Raw genomic sequence first — 18,426 nt, 5'->3', positions numbered from 1 at the left:
TATTATGTATTTAAAAAAGAAGAAACATTATATAAATTTATTAATAATGTCTATGATTTTTTTTATTATATGGATAGTAGATACAGTTAATTTGACAAAAGTAATTCTTCCGGTAACCTATTCAATAAACATTATATGTCTCATTTCAACATTTAGTTGTTTAATTTTTACTATATATAAGATAAAAAGATTTAAAAGTATTTATAATAAATAATATTTTATGAAATAGCTAATATAATTTTTATATTATCTTGTAAATTAAAGAGTTATTAATAAAAGGAAAATATAATATTTTATTAAAAATGAATTTAGAGGTTATTTTAATCACTATAAAGAAAATGGAGGGAATGGAGAGATAATATATGAAAAAAATATTTATGACTATATTGATGATAGGTATTTTTTTTATGGGTTATAAACCTTTATTTGCTAAAGAAGTTCCTAGCTTATTTATCAATGGAGTTGAAAGAAATGATGTAACAATAGTTGTAGAAGATAATACTATCCTTATGCCATTAGAAATTTGCAGTGAAGAATTAAAAGCAGAAGTGATATGGGACTCTGATATTAGGCAGGCAACGGTTATAAAAGGTGATAATACCTTAATATTTAGAATAGATGATTTGACATATACCCATAATGGGGAAGAGAAAAAATTATTAAAGGAACCTGAGATAATAAATGGGGTTATTTATATTCCAGTTAAATCTTTTGTAGAAGCATTAGATGGGGTTGTTTTATATGATGAGGAATATAATTTTATTAACATATATGATAAAGAATCTATGAGATATAAAGTATATCAAGCATTAAAAAGTGATAACTTGACTACAAAACGATTTGCTATGCTAGAATCTCCAAGATTAGGAGGGTTAAAAGCGAAAGGAGATAAGCTTTTTTTAAAATACATATTTCCTACAAATAAATTAGATGAAAATTATTTTTTTGAGTATATTGAATATAACCCAGACTCTAATGATGATTGGGTGAGGTTTCACATAATGAATTATTATACTATAAAAAATGGAGTGGCTGTATGTACATGGAGTAGGGAAGTAGATGAAGATGGTAGTATACGTGAAATAGAATTAGACTCATTACGTGGAATAGCTATATTAAATGATAATCAAAATCATATACTATTAAAATTGATAGGAGATAATAGTTTTGATAAGAAGGTGAAAGTAGGAGAATGGCCAAATATAAAAGATAAAAATTTTCTTATATTTGAACAAGAATTTGAAGAAGAGTCTATAGAAAGCACTTGTTTTTATTTGAATTATAATACTTATATTAGGTTGGATTTAGATGAAGAAGTTGTTCGTGAGATTTATTGGAATCCCAATGTTCCTATATATAAAGAAAAATATTCAGTAGAAAAAGCATATACTCCCTTTTCATCAAAAAACATAACATTATTTACATTAGATGAAAAAACATTAGTGGAGGAAAATCCAGATGAAATGGCTGAATATTAGATATTAAATAAACTCTAATAAATTCCCTGGAAGGAAAGTATAATTATCAAGAAAAAGCGATTATAGTTGCTTATGAATTAATATATAAAGGGAAAGCCAGTGTTTTGAGTAGAGTAGCTGAGTTGCTATTCTATTTTAGTTGGCAAGGAGATGAAAATTAACAATAATATTTAAAGAAGTTATAAGGAGAAGCTTTATGAGTAGTGAAAAGTATGCACAATGTGAAAACTCTTATTTGAAATATGTGACTTCAGTAAGAGAGGGAAAAGGATTCATTTATTACGAAAACAGTGAGTTTAAAGGATTGTACGATTATAACTTAGCAACCATAGATGTTTCCTTTGAAGAAGAAATACTAAGAAAATTAGTTGAAACAGATATTTATAAGCAAAGAAAAGAAGGGAATCTACATATACAATATAGAGTTGATTTAAATAAAAAAGTTCCTAAATCTATACATGAGCTTCTTAAAAAAGAAGGTTTTGAGCATACAGAATATCTTTGGATGCAAACAAATTATGCTAATAGAAAGACAGAGATTCCAAATTTTGTATCTGTACAAAAAATTGATAATTTTAGTATGCTAGAAGAAGCATTAAATTTTAATTATAAAGAAGATATTGAATTTGGTGAAGAAGTGGCTAATCAGAGAAGAAAAATGTTTGAACGTTTATTTTCTAGAGAAAAGATTCTATTTTATCAACTAACATTAGATAAAAAGGTAGAGGGTTTTGGAACAGCATTTTTACATAATAATATTGCAAAACTTGAGGACTTATTAATAGGTGAAAAATATAGAAATAGAGGCCTTGGTACAATACTTATAAATGAAATGATGAGATTAATATATGAGGAAAAGGGAGTTAATGATTTCTATTTAATTACCTCAAATGAAAAGAAAATGTTTTATTTTTATAGCCGACTGGGATTTGGAAAAATTGGATTAAACAATAATTATTTATGGGTGAAATAAGAATAATAAAAAACGCATCTAGTTTATATTAGATGCGTTTTTTATATGGAAAATATTAAAAAAACAATAATACTTAAATGATATAGTAAAAAAAGGATAAAATAAAATATAAGGGCTAAAAAAGGAGTGGCTTTATGATTAGTGTTAAAAATTTATATCACTCTTATAATAATGATAAAAATTACCAAGTTAAAAATGTAAGTTTTGAAGTAAATGAAGGAGAAATATTTGGATTTTTAGGGCCATCGGGAGCTGGAAAATCCACTACTCAAAATATTCTTACAGGGCTTTTACGGATTCAAAAAGGAGAAGCTATAGTAGCAGGATATAATGTTAGGGATATGTCAAAAGAGATGTTTAATAAAATAGGTATGAGTTTTGAACAATCTAATGTATATAGTAAGCTTACTGCAAAGGAAAATTTAGATTTTTACAGAAAATTGTTTGATGTTCCGACAAGGGATTCTATAGAACTTCTAAAACTTGTAGGTTTAGAAGGAAAAGAAAATATAAAGGCAGGGAATTTTTCAAAGGGGATGAAACATAGATTAACCTTTGCAAGATCCATGATAAATAATCCTAAACTATGGTTTTTAGATGAACCTACCACAGGACTTGATCCTTCCATTGCCGCAAACATAAAAAGCATAATAAAAGAAAAAAATAGGGAAGGAGTAACTGTATTTTTAACTACTCACAATATGTTTATAGCAGATGAGCTTTGTGATAGAGTGGCCTTTATAGTGGATGGAGAAATAAAACTAATAGACTCACCTAAGAATCTAAAACTTCAATATGGAGATAAGTTGGTAGAAGTAGAATATGTAAAAGAAGGAGAGATTATAACAGAAAAGCTTTCTACGGTATTAGAAAAGGATAAAAAATCTCTTCAAAATATAATAAGTCGATATGAAATAAGGACAATGCATACAAAAGAAGCAACCCTAGAAGAAATATTTATAAAAGTAACGGGAAGGGGACTTATATAATATGAAACTTTTTTATAGTTTTATAAAAGAACTTAAACTTGCTTCTAGGGGTTATTATTTTTATATCGAACTATTTGTTGCATTTTTAATATTATTTGTATTTTTATTTGCAGTTCCTGCGACTTTTGACAGTAAAAGTTCTGAATACATATATCTTGATATGCCAAAAGAAGCAAAGGATATGTATTTAGAAGAAATATTATATAAAGATATAGATAAAAAAGCTGAAGTTGTTAAAGTGAAAATAGATAATGAGAAAAAAGATGCCCTTTTATATATTACAGAAGATAAGAAAATTTATGTGTTAAATAATAAAGAAGATGTTATAGACATAGCAGATAAAGAAAGAAAAACCTCTGGAATAATAAAAATAGATGATGAAAATAATGTAAAATACGAATATTATTTACAAGGTTATGAATCTCAAAGGTTAAAAAATCTATTAAAGATACTTCATGTAGAAGAGGCGGATACTTTAAAAGAAGTCATGGATAATCAAGATGTTAGATCTATATCTACAAATTATGAATTATTATCAGATAGAGAAAATATATTACCCTCTGTATTAGTATTTAATGGAAGTCTTATGGGTCTATTTATTATAGCAGCGTATATTTTTTTAGATAAAAAAGAAGGGGTAATAAAGGCCTATGCCATAACACCTTCTCCAGTTTGGCAGTATCTTATGAGTAAGGTGGGAGTTACATCTTTTACTAGTATAATATCAAGCTTGATAGTACTTATTCCAATAATGGGATTTAAACCTGATTATATTTTGCTTTTAGTGTTACTAATTGTTACTGGATTTTTTTCATCTAGTTTAGGTCTTTTAATAGCAAGTTTCTATAAAAATATTATGCAGGCTTTTGGTGTTTTATATGTGGTTATGATGTTAATGATTTTGCCTAATATTGCATATTTTATTCCAAGTTGGGATCCTAGTTGGATTAAAATAATTCCTACCTATTTTATGCTGGAAGGATTTAAGACAATACTTATTGGGAATAATGATTTTATATATATTCTAAGTGTGTCAGGTGGATTTTTAATTACAGGGATAATTTTATTTGTTATTTCAAATGAAAGATATAAAAGAAATCTTTTAGAGTAGGAAGGATTAATATGTTAAAAAGGATATGGATAATTTTTTTAAGAGATTTAAAAGTCAATCTAAAAGATTTTTTATCATTGTATATTATAATTGTTCCTATTATAATTGCAATTCTAATTAATATATTTACCCCAAGTATAAATGATACTACCATTAATCTCGCTCTTCTAAAATGTGAAAATCAAGAAATGATAGATTATTTAGAGCAATTTGCCCATATAGAGCTTTTTGATACTGTAGAGGAAGTTAAAAAAAGAGTAGAAAAAAGGGATAATATAATAGGAATATTACCAGAAGCTAAAAAGCACTATATAATGACACAGGGAAATGAACCAGAAGTGATAGTTGAGTATGCTAAATTGCTAAAAACTTTTTATGAATTAGATATTAAAATGGATGATACCAATGCAGAAATTATAGAATTTGGAAGAAAAGTTCCACCCCTTAAAAAGACTTTAGTTAATCTTTCTATATTATTTATATCTATTCTTGGAGGAATGCTTATAACCTTAAATATCATAGAAGAAAAGATGGATAATACAATAAGTGCTATAAACTTAACTCCTACAACTAGACTAACTTTTCTTATAGGGAAAAGTATCTTGGGTATATTTTTTTCTGTATTTGGGAGTATTGCTTTAATATTTATAACAGGTTTTAGAGAAATAAATATATTAAAATTATTGCTTGTAATACTAATATCTAGCATATTAAGCATATTGCTAGGAATTGTACAAGGATTAACAAATGATGATGTAATGAATGCTGCTGGAAGTGTAAAATTATTATTTTTACCCTTGATTGGAGGAGTTTTAGCCATTGAAATGTTAGGGGATAAATGGCAAAAATTTTTTTATTGGGACCCATTTTATTGGGCATATAAAGGAAATGATTTAGTTTTATCAGGGACTGGAACATGGTCAGAACTTCTAATCTATGCAGGTATAATTTTTATTTTAAGTGTTATAGTATATGTTTTTATAGCTAAAAGTATAAGAAAGGGCTTAGAATAACAATATGCCTAAATTTTGTTTTTATAATTATGTCATAAAGTATAGTTGACATATCTAATTTTCTTTTTCTTTAAATTTAAGTGTGGCTATAATAAAATAAAATTACACTTAAGTATTTAAACTAGTTTAAATACAAAGTGATATTTATTAGTTATATTATATTGGTTTATTGGGGAAGGAAGTAAGTCATGAAGTTAACTTCACGAACTAAACAAATCTTATATATTCTTCTAGAAGAATCTGATTATATAACTAATCAATATATTGCCGAACAAATAGGGGTTAGTTCTAGAACTATTTTAAGGGAAATGAATTTTATTAAAAAATGGCTTCAAAAATTTCAAGTATCACTGGATAGAAAAAAGGGGATAGGGATCAGAATATTAGCTAATGATACCAAAAGAGAAGAAATACGTAAATCGTTAAAAGGAGAAAAAGAAGACATTTTTTTTACTCCCCAACTTAGATATATTCGTCTTAAATTTGAATTATTACAGACATATGAACCAAGAAAGATATATAGTTTTAGCAAATTATTTGGTGTTACAGAGGGAACGATTAGTAATGATTTGGATAATATTGAAACTTGGTTTAAAAAATATGGTATAGAATTAATTAGAAAACAAGGTATTGGGGTATATATTAAAGGAAGAGAAATCTCTATAAGAAAAGCTATGGTTGCATTAATTTATGAAAATGTTAAAGAATCAGATTTGTTAAATTTTATAGAAAATAAAACTTTTACAAAGCCAATAAATCTTTCTTCTTATCAAAAAGATGTAAAGGATTATTTAATAGAATTAATGGAAGTGGAATATATAGACAGAATAAAGACACTTTTAAACTATTTAGAAGAACGCATGAGATATCAACTTTCTGATAATTCATTTATTGAGGTAATGCTTTATTTTTTAGTAACTTTAAAAAGAATAAAGCAAAATATGTATTTAACTTTATCTATACAGCCATACATTGAGCATCAATTAAATGGTCCAGAATATGAGATTATTAAAGATTTGCTAAGTAAAGATGATGTTTTAAAACAATTGTATATCCCTTCAGATGAAATAAAATATCTAACTATGCACATCAAAGGAGCTAAAAGAAGAGAAGTATCTAACAATTCCCCAATTTCTATTATAGAAGATTACCACTTAATAAAACTTGCTAAAAAGATGATTTATATTGCGCAGGTAGAAACAGGAGCATATTTAGAAGATAATCAAAAACTTTTAGTTGGTCTTGTTAGACATTTAGGACCTGCTATTAATCGAATAAAATTAAATCTTGATATAGTTAATCCTTTATTAGAAGATATAAAAAGTTCTTACCCTAAACTTTTTCAAGTGACCAAACAATGTGTAAAAGTAATAGAAAATGAGGAAAAAATTATAGTTCCGGAAGATGAAATAGCTTATATAGCAACTCATATAGGAGCCGCTATGGAAAGAGAAACAAGGGCAATTAATAAAAAATTTAGAGTGGTAATTGCATGTATTAATGGGATAGGAGCTTCTAGACTTTTAGCTTCAGAAATAAAAAAGGAATTTAATAATGTAAATATAATAGATACGATTTCTACCATAGATTTAGATGAAACATTTTTAAAAAATTTAAATATTGACCTCATTATTACTACTGTACCTATAAATATTACATCCATACCAACAGTACTTGTAAATAATATTCTAACTAAGGAAGATAAAGTAAAAATAAAAAATTTTTTAGATAATTATGTACCCTCAACGAAAGGATTTAAAAAACAACAAATATCGTTAAAAGAAAAATTAAATATTCTTAATAAATATAGTGAAAGTATATTACAGATTTTGGATAATTTTTTTCTTATTAAAGATGTGAAATGCAGTAATATGGATGAATTAATTAAAATTGTAAGTGAAAAAATAATTTCTGATGCTATTAAAAAAAACCAATTAATACAAGCATTTAAAGATAGAGAAGAAAAAGGAGCCACTTTATTAGGACAAAAAGGAATGATTTTATTACATTGTAGGTCTCAAGTAATTGATGAACTTTATTTTATGGTAATAAGATTAAAAAATACAATTGAAACAACAGATAAAAGAGGAGTAAAGTATGAAGTTAATACTATTGCAGTTATGGTTGCTCCTATAGATACAAAAGGATATGAGTTAGAGGTATTAAGTGAAATTACTAGAGTTATTATTAGTAGCAACTTTGGGAAAGCCCTTAAAAATCATGATGAAATTACTTTATATGAACAGTTAAATAGAATTCTAGAAGATTTTTATCAAAACAAGAGTTATGATTTATTATCATAAGGAGGAGTAAAATATGGCCAAAACACAGGAAACCATTCAAAAGTTTGGAAGGTTTTTAAGTGGCATGGTAATGCCTAATATTGGAGCTTTTATTGCTTGGGGATTAATTACAGCGCTTTTTATACCAAAAGGGTGGCTTCCAAATGAAAAATTAGCTTCATTAGTTGAGCCTATGATTTATTATTTATTACCATTACTTATCGGATATACTGGTGGGAAACTAGTTTATGATACTAGAGGTGGTGTAATAGGAGCTATAGCCACTATGGGTATAGTTGTAGGAACAAGTATGCCTATGTTTATTGGTGCAATGATTATGGGTCCTTTAGCAGGATTTATTATTAAAAAGTTTGATAAGCTCATAGAAGATAAAATACCTACAGGGTTTGAAATGCTTATAAACAATTTTTCAGCTGGAATTATTGGAGGAATTATTGCTGGAGTAGGATATTTAGGAATAGGCCCCATAGTAGAAAGTTTAAGTTCCATGCTTGGAAAAGGAGTCGATACAATAGTTCAAGCAGGATTTTTACCTATAGCATCAATTTTTATAGAACCTGCAAAAGTACTTTTCTTAAATAATGCTATTAATCATGGAGTACTTGGCCCATTAGGGGTAGAACAAGTATCTGAATTCGGGAAATCTATATTCTTTTTACTTGAACCAAATCCAGGACCAGGACTTGGAATTTTGCTTGCATATAGTTTATTTTCTAAAGGGTCTTCTAAACAGTCTGCACCAAGTGCAATAATTATCCATTTTTTAGGTGGAATTCATGAGATATATTTTCCTTATGTATTAATGAATCCAATATTAATATTAGCTGCAATTGCTGGAGGAGCAAGTGGTGTATTTACATTTAGTATTTTAGGAGCTGGATTAGTGGCAACACCATCACCAGGAAGTATATTTACTTTAATGGCTTTATCACCCAAAGGTGAAGGATTTGCAGTATTAGCAGGTGTTTTAGTATCTACTATTGTAAGTTTTATAGTTGCATCATTTTTTATAAAAGCTAGTAGTAAAAATGAAGATGATAAGAGTTTCGAAGAAGCAAAGGAAAAAATGGTAGCACTAAAAGGTAAAGAATCTAGTGTTGTAAAAACTAATAGTTTTAAAAACGTTAAAAAAATCATCGTTGCCTGTGATGCTGGTATGGGTTCAAGTGCCATGGGTGCTAGTACTTTAAGAGGAAAAGTTAAAAAAGCAGGACTTAATATAGAAGTTAAAAATACTTCAATTGACCAAATACCGCAAGACGCAGATATAGTAATTACCCATGAAAAATTATCAGATAGAGCTAAGAAAGTTGCTCCAAATGCAAAGCATATTTCTATAGATGAATTTATTTCAACTCCTGTTTATGATGAGTTAGTTCAATATTTAAAAGAAAATAATAGTACCAAAACATTTTCTAAAAATGAAGTAAATAGTAACGAAGATCGTGAACAAGAACAGGGTAGTTCCAAAATATTATTAAAGAAAAATATAAAACTTGGATTAAAAAGTGTTTCTAAAGAAGAAGCTATTAAAGAAGCGGGAAAACTTTTAGTAGATAGTGGATATGTAAATGAATCATATATAGAAGCAATGATAGAAAGAGAAAAGAAATTAACTACCTACATTGGAAATGGAACAGCTATTCCCCATGGAGTTGGAGATGCTAAAAAAGATATATTAAATACAGGGATATGTATCCTTCAGTATCCAGAAGGTATTGATTTTGGGGAAGAAAAGGCCTATTTAATTATTGGGATTGCTGGTGTAGGAGATGAACATTTAATGATTTTATCAAATTTAGCAGAAATCTTAAATGATGAAGATATGGTGGAAAAATTACGTACAACAAAAGATGTTGATTTTGTATATGAAAAATTTACAAAGAAATAAGAGGAGATGCTTATGATATATACAGTTACATTAAATCCTGCTGTAGACCAAACCATTATAATAGATAATTTTAAAATCAATGAAGTTAATCGTGTGGTTGATGCTAGAGAAGATGTTGGTGGCAAAGGAATAAATGTTTCTAAGATGATTAAAAATTTAAAAGGGAAAAGTGTAGCTTTAGGCATAATAGGAGGAAATAAAGGAGAATTTATAGAAGAACAACTAAAATCTATGGGGATAGATACTGATTTTGTAAAAAAAGATACGAATACTAGAACAAATATAAAAATTGTTGATAAGGTTAATGATACATTTACGGATATTAATGAAAAAGGTGGAGAAGTAGATTATACAATAATTAAAAATATTGAAGAGAAAATTTTAAAAACAGTTAAGACTGGAGATATTTTAGTTTTAGCTGGGAGTGTTCCATCAAATGTAGGAAGTGATATTTACAATAAATGGATTAAAATGTGCAATGAAAAAAAAGTAAAAGTATTTCTAGATGCTGATGGTGATTTATTAAAGCAAGGAGTAAAAGCTGGTCCATATTTAATTAAACCTAATATTGATGAGTTAGAACGATTATTTAATAAAAAAATTGAGAATATTAATCAGTGTATTAGTTTAACAAAAGAATTACTTTTTAAATATGGAATAGAAATAATAGTAGTTTCTATGGGTGGTGATGGAGCATTAGTAATTACCAAAAATAATTGTATAAAAGTAAAAGCATTAAAAGTAGAAGTGAAAAGTACTGTAGGAGCAGGAGATTCCATGGTTGGAGCTTTAGCATATGCTCTAGATAACGGATATCCTTTAGAAGAAGCTATAAAATTATCAGTTGCAGCAAGCACTGCTACTATTTCCCATGAAGGAACTATAATGGGTAATTTAGATGAAATAGAAGATTTAAAAAATAAAGTAGAATTAGAAATGATAGGAGAGTGAGAGTAATGAAAACAAGAGCAGTTAGATTATATGGAGCTAATCATTTAGAATTGGAAACTTTTGAGCTCCCAGCAATAAAAGATGATGAAATTTTAGTAAAAGTTATAACAAATAGTATATGTATGTCCACTTATAAGGCCGTTATACAAGGGGAAAAGCATAAAAGAGTTCCCAATGATATTGCTACAAATCCCACAATTATGGGACATGAATTTGCAGGAGTTATTGTTGAAGTAGGTGATAAGTGGAAAAACCAATTTAAACCAGGACAAAAATTTGCTATACAACCTGCTCTAAATTATAAAGGGACACCTGATGCACCAGGATATTCTTTTAAATATTTTGGGGGAAATGCAACTTATACTATTATTCCACATCAAGTAATGGAATTAGGATTTTTATTAGATTATAAAGGTAAAGCATTTTATGAAGCATCACTAGCAGAACCTATGTCCTGTATTATAGGAGGATTTCATTCAAATTATCATACAGAAATAGGTAAGTATGTACATCATATGGGCATTGTTGAAGGCGGTAAAATGGCATTATTAGCAGGAGCAGGACCAATGGGTCTAGGAGCTATTGACTATGCACTACATTGTGATAGAAAACCTAAATTATTAGTAGTTACAGATATTAATCAAGAAAGATTAGATAGAGCTCGTAAACTTTTCCCAGAGGAAGAAGCAAAAGCAAATGGAGTAGAATTAGTATTTGTAAATACATCTAAAATTGAAGATAGTGTTTCATATTTAATGAATTTAAGTGGTAATACAGGATATGATGATGTATTTGTATATGCTCCTGTTGCTTCCTTAGTTGAGGAAGGAGATAAAATTTTAGGGAAAGATGGATGTCTGAACTTTTTTGCAGGTCCAACAGATACAAATTTCTCTGCTAAAGTAAATTTTTATAATGTACATTATACACCAACTCATATCATGGGTTCTACTGGAGGTAATGCTGATGATATGAGAGAATCATTAGAGATGTCAGCAAAAGGGTTAATTAATCCTGCAGTTATGATAACCCATGTAGGTGGATTAAATAGTGCTATTGATACAATTATGAATCTTCCTAATATACCTGGAGGAAAGAAACTTATATATACTCAAATTGATATGCCATTAATTGCACTTGAAGATTTACCAAAGTTAAAAGAAGAAAATGAGTTATATGCAGGATTAGCAGATATAGTAAATAATAATAATGGCCTATGGTCTTATGAAGCAGAAAAATACTTATTAAATTACTTTAATGTTGAATGTTAACTAATAGGAGGAACATAAAATGATAAAAAAAACAGTTACTTTAATAAATGAACAAGGACTTCACGCTAGACCTGCTCAACTATTGGCAGCTGAAGCAATGAAATATAAATGTGAATTACAATTAATAAAAAATGATGATAATAGTAGAATTTGCAATCCCAAAAGTATTCTTTCAATTATGAGCATGGGAGCTGCAAAAGGAGATAAAATAACAATAACAGCTGATGGATTAGATGAAGAAAAAGCTTTAAAAGCATTGGCTGAATTAATTGAGAATGGATTTGGTGAATAGGAGGACTTTTAGATGACGACTCTAACTGGAATACCAGTATCATCAGGGATTGCCATAGGAAAAGCTTTAATATTAAAGGAGTCAAAGCAAGAAATTAGTAAAAAAACAATAGAAAATATAGATATAGAGAAAATGAGATTTGAAAAAGCTAGAAAAGAGGGTATTCGCCAGATAGATGCTATTTATAAAAAAACTTTAAAGTCATTAGGAGAAGAAAAAGCGGCTGTTTTTCATGCTCATAAAATGATGATAGAAGATATGGAACTTGTAAAATCAGTTGAAAATTATATAGAAGAAAATAATTGTAATGTTGAATATGCTTTACATGAAGTGACGAAAAATTTAATATTATTATTTAAGCAAATGGATAACGAATATATGCGAGAAAGGGCAGCTGATTTACAAGATATAGAAGGAAGATTACAAAAAATATTATCAGGGAATGTAGAAGAAGATTTATCTCATATAGAAGAACCTGTAATATTAATTGCAGAGGATTTAACTCCTTCTCAAACAGCTCAAATGGACACTACTAAAATTTTAGGATTTATTACGGAATTAGGAGGCAAAACATCTCATGCAGGGATTTTTGCAAAAACTTTAGGAATTCCAGCTATTGTTGGAGTAAATAATAATTTATTAGAAAAGTTGTCCAACAATCAAAAAGTTGCTTTTGATGGAAGTACAGGGGAAATATATATAGATCCAACAAAAGAACAGTTACAAATTTTAGGACATAAATTAGATGAGCATAAGGAGTATATAAAAAAGATTAATCAAGTTAAAGGGAAATCTGCCAAAACTATAGATGGTTTTACCATAGAATTAGCAGGAAATATAGGAAATCCTAAAGAGGCAAAATATGTATTAGATAATGAAGGATGTGGCATAGGATTATTTAGAACAGAGTTTTTATATATGGGGAAAGAAGGCTTACCTTCTGAGGAAGAACAATTTAAAGCATATAAATCTGTTGCTACTTTAATGAAAGAAAAACCAGTAATTATTCGAACATTAGACATTGGTGGAGATAAACAATTAGATTACCTAGAAATGCCAAAAGAAATGAATCCTTTTCTTGGATTTAGAGCAATTAGATTATGTCTAAAAAAGGAAGATATATTTAAAACTCAGTTAAGAGCTATTTTAAGAGCTAGCGTATATGGAAATCTTAAAGTTATGTTTCCTATGATTTGTTCTATGGAAGAGCTGAATAAGGCAAAGGAATTACTAGAAAAAGCTAAATTAGAATTAGAAAAGGAGAATATACCTTTTAATTCTAATATAGAAATTGGAATGATGATAGAAACACCTGCAACAGCAGTTTTAGCAGATTTATTTATTAAAGAAGTAGACTTTTTTAGTATAGGAACTAATGATCTAGTTCAATATACTCTGGCAGTTGATAGAATTAACGAACATGTATCTAATCTTTATTCTCCTTATAATCCAGCAGTATTAAGGTTAATAAAAAACACAATAGAGGCTGCTAAAAATAATAATAAATGGGTAGGAATTTGTGGAGAAGCTGCTTCTGATCCGTTATTAATACCAGTGTGGTTATATTTTGGAGTTAATGAATTAAGCATGTCTCCTAATTTACTAATGGAAGCAAAATGGATAATTAGATCTATTTCCAATAAACAATTAGATGAAAATATTAGGAATATATTATTATTAAATTCAGGAAGTGAAATTAAAGAGGCTTTAATTAAATTAAATAAAGAAATATTATAAAAAACTGGCACTAATACTATTATAAAACTTAGTATTAGTGCCAGTTTTAAAAATTTTATTTATAAAATAAAAGGGAGATGCTTATGGTATTAGAAATGTTATTTATTAGGTTCTGCAGTAGAACCTCTAACAACTAAAGTAACAGGTACTACCATTTTGATATTTGGAAGATCAAATTTTTTAATTTTTGCATAAAGAGATAAAACTGCAGTTTTACTAATGGTTTGAACATTTGTATCTATTGTACTAAGTTGTGGAAAAACATATTCAGATTGTGATATATTATCAAAACCAATTATACTGATATCATCAGGGACTTTTAGTCCCATTTCATTTATTGCACGGATGGCTCCTAGAGCAGTAGCATCATTAAAAGCAAAGATAGCTGTAGGTAATTCTTTGTTATTAAGGATCATATCTTTCATATTTTCATATCCTGATTCTGCTTCCCAATTAGTAGATCTTTGGAATTCTTCATTAAATTCTATATTATTTTCTTGTAAAGCTACTTTAAAACCCAGTAGTCTATCCTGACAAGATTTATCTTTACTTAAACCTTTTAAAGCTCCTATTTTTTTATGCCCTAATTCAATTAAATGCTTTGTAGCTAGATATCCACCTAAAAAATTATCGGGCATAACAGTAAGTCCATTCATATAATCATTATTTACAACAACAAAGGGAATATTAGTTGAAGCTACAAAATCTATATGGTCTTTCAATATTCCAAAACTTGCAAATATTATGCCTGCATAAGTATATTTTTTTAATATTTCTTTAATATTATCATTAGGGCTTAGGGTTGAATATATAGTTTTATATCCTAAATTTTGCAAATCTTTTTCTATGTAATAAAACAAAGAAGCATAAAAGGGTTGAGTTAATCTGTCATTATTATTTTTTGTTTTAGCTAAAAAGAATAAAATAGTATCATTTGTTATATCATTAGAATTTTCAGTTACAACTTTTTTCTTTCTAATAACTTTAGCACCTACTCCAGGATGTTTTTCTATTATCCCGTCTTTTACAAGTAGGTCAAGAGCTTTTCTTACAGTTGTTCTCTCTACTGAATACATACTCTTTAGTTCTTTTTCACTGGGAAGCATAGAATTTACAGGAAATATATCGGTCAATATTTTATTTAAAAGGTCTTGATATACCGTTATATATTTGTATTTTTTTACATTTTTTTTAGTAGTCATATAAATAACCTTTCTAATATATTTTTTTTTATTATACAAAATATTTTTTTAAAATTCAAGTTTAGTACAATACATGATTAGAAACATGTTATTTTTAAAATAAATATTTTAATTAAAAAATAATTGTAATATTTTGGTAAAATAATTATTAATATTAAATAACTTTAGAAAATATTATGAGCAAAATTACAATATAATTATATAATTTAGTGCAAAATTTAATCAATGAATTTATTATAAATAACAAAATTATTATTGACACAAATAAAAAAATAAGCTATTATGTTTAAGGAACATGTTTTAAATACAAGTAACAATATTTTAAAGGAGATGTATCAGGTGTTAGAACTATTAAATAACAGACAAGTGTTTTATGGAGAAAATTCTATTGAAGAGTTACCTAATATTTTAGAAACAAATAAGCTAAAAAAACCGTTTTTAGTAATGTTTGATGAAACAAATCCTATTTGTAAAAACATAATGAAAAAATTAACAGATGCAAATGTTGAATTCTTCCCTTATACTGTAAAAACAGAACCAGATTTATTTATTATTAATGGAGGAAGAGATATTTACTTAGAACAAAAATGTGATAGTGTTGTTGCAGTAGGTGGTGGAAGTGTATTAGATGCTGCAAAAGCTATAGGAATGCTTAGTACTAATGGTGGACTTATAGAACAGTATCAAATGGAAGGGAAGCAAGTTACACAACCTTGCCCTATGTTAATTTCTATCCCTACAACTGCTGGAACAGGTTCAGAAGCTACAAAAGTTAGTGTTGTCACTAATAACTATAATAAATTAAAAAAGAGCGTTTATCATAATAATATGATTGCAGATATAGTAATTTTAGATCCTACTTTAACAGTTGGATTAAATAAAAAAATTACAGCTGCAACTGGAATGGACGCTCTAAGTCATGCTATAGAATCTTATGTTTCTTTAAATGCAAATTATTTTTCAGAAATGTATAGTTTAAAAGCAATTGAGCTAATTAATAAAAATTTAATTACTTGTTGTAATGAACCAGAAAATATAGACGCCAGAATGGGAATGCTTATAGGAAGTTACTTAGGTGGATGTGCGTTAGTAGCAGGAATAGGAATAGCTCACATAATAGCTCAGCCTGTTGGAGCTATGTTTAAAATTCCTCATGGAGAAGCATGCTCCATACTTCTTCCAACAGCTATGGAATTAAATCTTGAATATTCAACAAAGAAATATGCAGAGATTGCAAAAGCTTTAGGAGTATATGATTATAATAAATCCGACTTAGAAAATGGGAAATTAGCAATTGAAAGAGTTAAAGAAATCAGAAGTGCAATTAATGCTCCAGATAGTTTAACTCCATATTTACCTGAAAACTTAGATATGGACGAAGTATTAGAAAACATTAAAAATTCTACAGGTCACATAACATGTAATCCTAGACCAGTAGACAACGAATTATTAGTAAAAGCAATTAATATAAGTAAATAAAAATGCACAAAAAAATAAAAAAATATTGATTTCTATTGTTAGATATGCTACAATTAATTCGATACATGTTTTATTACATGTATCGAATTAATGAAAATAAATTCAAGGGGGATTTTTATGAAAATAAGAAAGTTAAAAATGATTACAACTTTATTTGTAATGGTAGCACTTATAACATCTTTGGCTGCATGTGGTAGTTCACAAAAAGAAGATACTAATAATACTAGTTCAAATGAAGGAACTGAACAAACAGAAAATAGTAATGTTCAAAAAGGTGAATTTGTACTCAAGATGGCATCTCCAAGTAACCTAGATGATAATAATGTAAAAGCTTTTTATTATTTTGAAGAAGAGGTAGAAAAAGCTACAGATGGAAGAATCGATGTACAAGTATTTGATAGTGGACAATTAGGAGACCATAAGGATTACATATCTAGTTTACAAATGGGAAGTATTCAAGCAGCAGAAATTAATACATCTGTATTAAATTCTATAGATGATTCCTTTATGGTTTTTGATTTACCTTATGTAGTAAAAGGGATGGACCATGCAAGAGAAGTAATAGAATCTGGTATTGGAGAAATATTATCTAAAAAACTTGAAGAAAAGACTAATATAGTTATAGGTGGATGGATGATTCGTGCTCCAAGAAGTGTATATAGCTCTAAAGGTCCAATTACTGATGTTTCAGATTTTAAAGGATTAAAAATCAGGGTTATGGATAGTCCAATTATGATTAGAACTATGGAATTATTAGAGGCTACTGCTGTACCAGTTGCAGCATCTGAAAGATATATGGCATTACAAACAGGCGTAGTTGATGCAGCAGAAAATGCACCAGCTATTATATTAGCTCAAAAAGAATATGAAGTAACACAATATTTATCTTTAACAGAACATTTTTGTACACCTAATGTAATTGCAATTGATAAAAATTTCTTAGATAGTTTACCAGAAGATCTTAGAACAATTGTTTTAGAAAAGGCAGCTGAAGCAGGGGTTTATGCTCAACAATTAGATGCAGAGAGCTTAGAAGAAACTTTAGAAGCTTTAGAAGCTGAAGGAATGACTATAGTAGAAGTTCCAGATAAATCTTCATTTATTGAAAAATTACAACCTCTATATGATGAATATGCAGATAAAATTGGACAAGATATTATAGATGCATTTATGAAATAAATAGAATTAAATTCTAGGAGAGAATTAAGTATGGGAAAAATAATACATATATTATATGACATTATAATTGAAAATGTAATAAAAGTAATAGGGATAATCATGGTATTAACTATTTTGTTACAAATATTTTCAAGAACTTTTATGAAAGTTCCATTTGCTTGGACTGAAGAATTATCTCGTATTACTTTTATGTGGTTTTGTTTTTTAGGAAGCAGTATTGCAATGAAGAAGAAAGCCCATTTAGGAATAGACTATTTTGCTAATAAATTTAGTAAAACAGCTAAGTTTATAAACGAAATTATCATATATATATTGATTGGATGTTTTGGTTTTGCGTTAGCATTCTATGGAATACAAGTAACTAAAATTATGCATAAACAATTAGCATCAGTTCTTAGAATTCCAATGTCATATTTCTATGCTGTTATTCCTATTACGGGCATTTTGTTTTTGATATTAGCAGTGTACTTTTTAATTGAAATGTTTAAATCAAAATCACATAAAATGTAAGCAATTTATAAAATCATTTATAATAATTTAATTAAGAAAGGCGAATA

The 18,426-nt window shown here is 27.8% G+C and carries 15 protein-coding genes; 14 read left to right on the top strand and 1 reads right to left on the bottom strand.

Annotated features, from left to right (window positions below; translation table 11 throughout):
* Window positions 1-362 precede the first annotated feature (362 nt).
* From OM90_RS00640 to ptsP, 11 genes are all read left to right on the top strand, one after another.
* On the top strand, window positions 363-1,478 hold the full coding sequence (locus OM90_RS00640) for a copper amine oxidase N-terminal domain-containing protein (protein WP_058484948.1): 1,116 nt from the start codon (window positions 363-365) through the stop codon (window positions 1,476-1,478).
* Between the two features lie 196 nt (window positions 1,479-1,674).
* Window positions 1,675-2,451, top strand: a complete 777-nt coding sequence (locus tag OM90_RS00635) for a GNAT family N-acetyltransferase (RefSeq protein WP_058484947.1) — start codon at window positions 1,675-1,677, stop codon at window positions 2,449-2,451.
* A gap of 134 nt (window positions 2,452-2,585) precedes the next feature.
* Window positions 2,586-3,440 carry an ABC transporter ATP-binding protein gene (locus tag OM90_RS00630; RefSeq protein ID WP_058484946.1) on the top strand — a complete coding sequence of 285 codons (855 nt, stop codon included), beginning with the start codon at window positions 2,586-2,588 and terminating at the stop codon, window positions 3,438-3,440.
* Between the two features lies 1 nt (window position 3,441).
* Window positions 3,442-4,551 (top strand): ABC transporter permease, encoded by a 1,110-nt coding sequence (locus OM90_RS00625; protein WP_058484945.1) that lies wholly within the window; start codon window positions 3,442-3,444, stop codon window positions 4,549-4,551.
* Window positions 4,552-4,562: 11 nt separating this feature from the next.
* Complete coding sequence (locus tag OM90_RS00620; RefSeq protein ID WP_058484944.1) at window positions 4,563-5,564, top strand: ABC transporter permease; 1,002 nt, start codon at window positions 4,563-4,565, stop codon at window positions 5,562-5,564.
* A 188-nt stretch (window positions 5,565-5,752) separates the two neighbouring features.
* A complete protein-coding gene (locus OM90_RS00615) occupies window positions 5,753-7,867 on the top strand; it encodes a BglG family transcription antiterminator (RefSeq protein ID WP_058484943.1) in 2,115 nt (704 codons plus the stop codon).
* 13 nt (window positions 7,868-7,880) lie between these two features.
* Entirely contained in the window at window positions 7,881-9,758 is a 1,878-nt protein-coding gene (locus OM90_RS00610; protein ID WP_058484942.1) for a PTS mannitol transporter subunit IICBA, read from the top strand.
* Window positions 9,759-9,770: 12 nt separating this feature from the next.
* Complete coding sequence (pfkB, locus tag OM90_RS00605; protein WP_058484941.1) at window positions 9,771-10,709, top strand: 1-phosphofructokinase; 939 nt, start codon at window positions 9,771-9,773, stop codon at window positions 10,707-10,709.
* Between the two features lie 5 nt (window positions 10,710-10,714).
* Window positions 10,715-11,980 (top strand): zinc-binding dehydrogenase, encoded by a 1,266-nt coding sequence (locus tag OM90_RS00600; protein ID WP_058484940.1) that lies wholly within the window; start codon window positions 10,715-10,717, stop codon window positions 11,978-11,980.
* A 19-nt stretch (window positions 11,981-11,999) separates the two neighbouring features.
* Window positions 12,000-12,272, top strand: coding sequence for an HPr family phosphocarrier protein (locus tag OM90_RS00595; RefSeq protein WP_058484939.1), 273 nt, complete (start codon window positions 12,000-12,002; stop codon window positions 12,270-12,272).
* A gap of 12 nt (window positions 12,273-12,284) precedes the next feature.
* On the top strand, window positions 12,285-14,009 hold the full coding sequence (gene ptsP / locus OM90_RS00590) for a phosphoenolpyruvate--protein phosphotransferase (RefSeq protein ID WP_058484938.1): 1,725 nt from the start codon (window positions 12,285-12,287) through the stop codon (window positions 14,007-14,009).
* A 98-nt stretch (window positions 14,010-14,107) separates the two neighbouring features.
* Here the strand turns inward: ptsP and OM90_RS00585 are convergent, their stop codons facing one another.
* Complete coding sequence (locus tag OM90_RS00585; protein WP_058484937.1) at window positions 14,108-15,211, bottom strand: GntR family transcriptional regulator; 1,104 nt, start codon at window positions 15,209-15,211, stop codon at window positions 14,108-14,110.
* Between the two features lie 339 nt (window positions 15,212-15,550).
* On the opposite strand from OM90_RS00585, the gene OM90_RS00580 reads away from it, so the two are divergent.
* From OM90_RS00580 to OM90_RS00570, 3 genes are all read left to right on the top strand, one after another.
* Window positions 15,551-16,690 carry an iron-containing alcohol dehydrogenase gene (locus OM90_RS00580; RefSeq protein WP_084757894.1) on the top strand — a complete coding sequence of 380 codons (1,140 nt, stop codon included), beginning with the start codon at window positions 15,551-15,553 and terminating at the stop codon, window positions 16,688-16,690.
* Between the two features lie 117 nt (window positions 16,691-16,807).
* Window positions 16,808-17,869, top strand: coding sequence for a TRAP transporter substrate-binding protein (locus tag OM90_RS00575; protein ID WP_058484936.1), 1,062 nt, complete (start codon window positions 16,808-16,810; stop codon window positions 17,867-17,869).
* Between the two features lie 30 nt (window positions 17,870-17,899).
* Window positions 17,900-18,379, top strand: coding sequence for a TRAP transporter small permease (locus tag OM90_RS00570; RefSeq protein WP_058484935.1), 480 nt, complete (start codon window positions 17,900-17,902; stop codon window positions 18,377-18,379).
* The last annotated feature ends 47 nt before the right edge of the window (window positions 18,380-18,426 follow it).

This window comes from Defluviitalea phaphyphila, from assembly GCF_001466305.1.
GTDB lineage: Bacteria > Bacillota > Clostridia > Lachnospirales > Defluviitaleaceae > Defluviitalea_A > Defluviitalea_A phaphyphila.
This window is presented reverse-complemented; position numbering and strand designations above follow the sequence as displayed.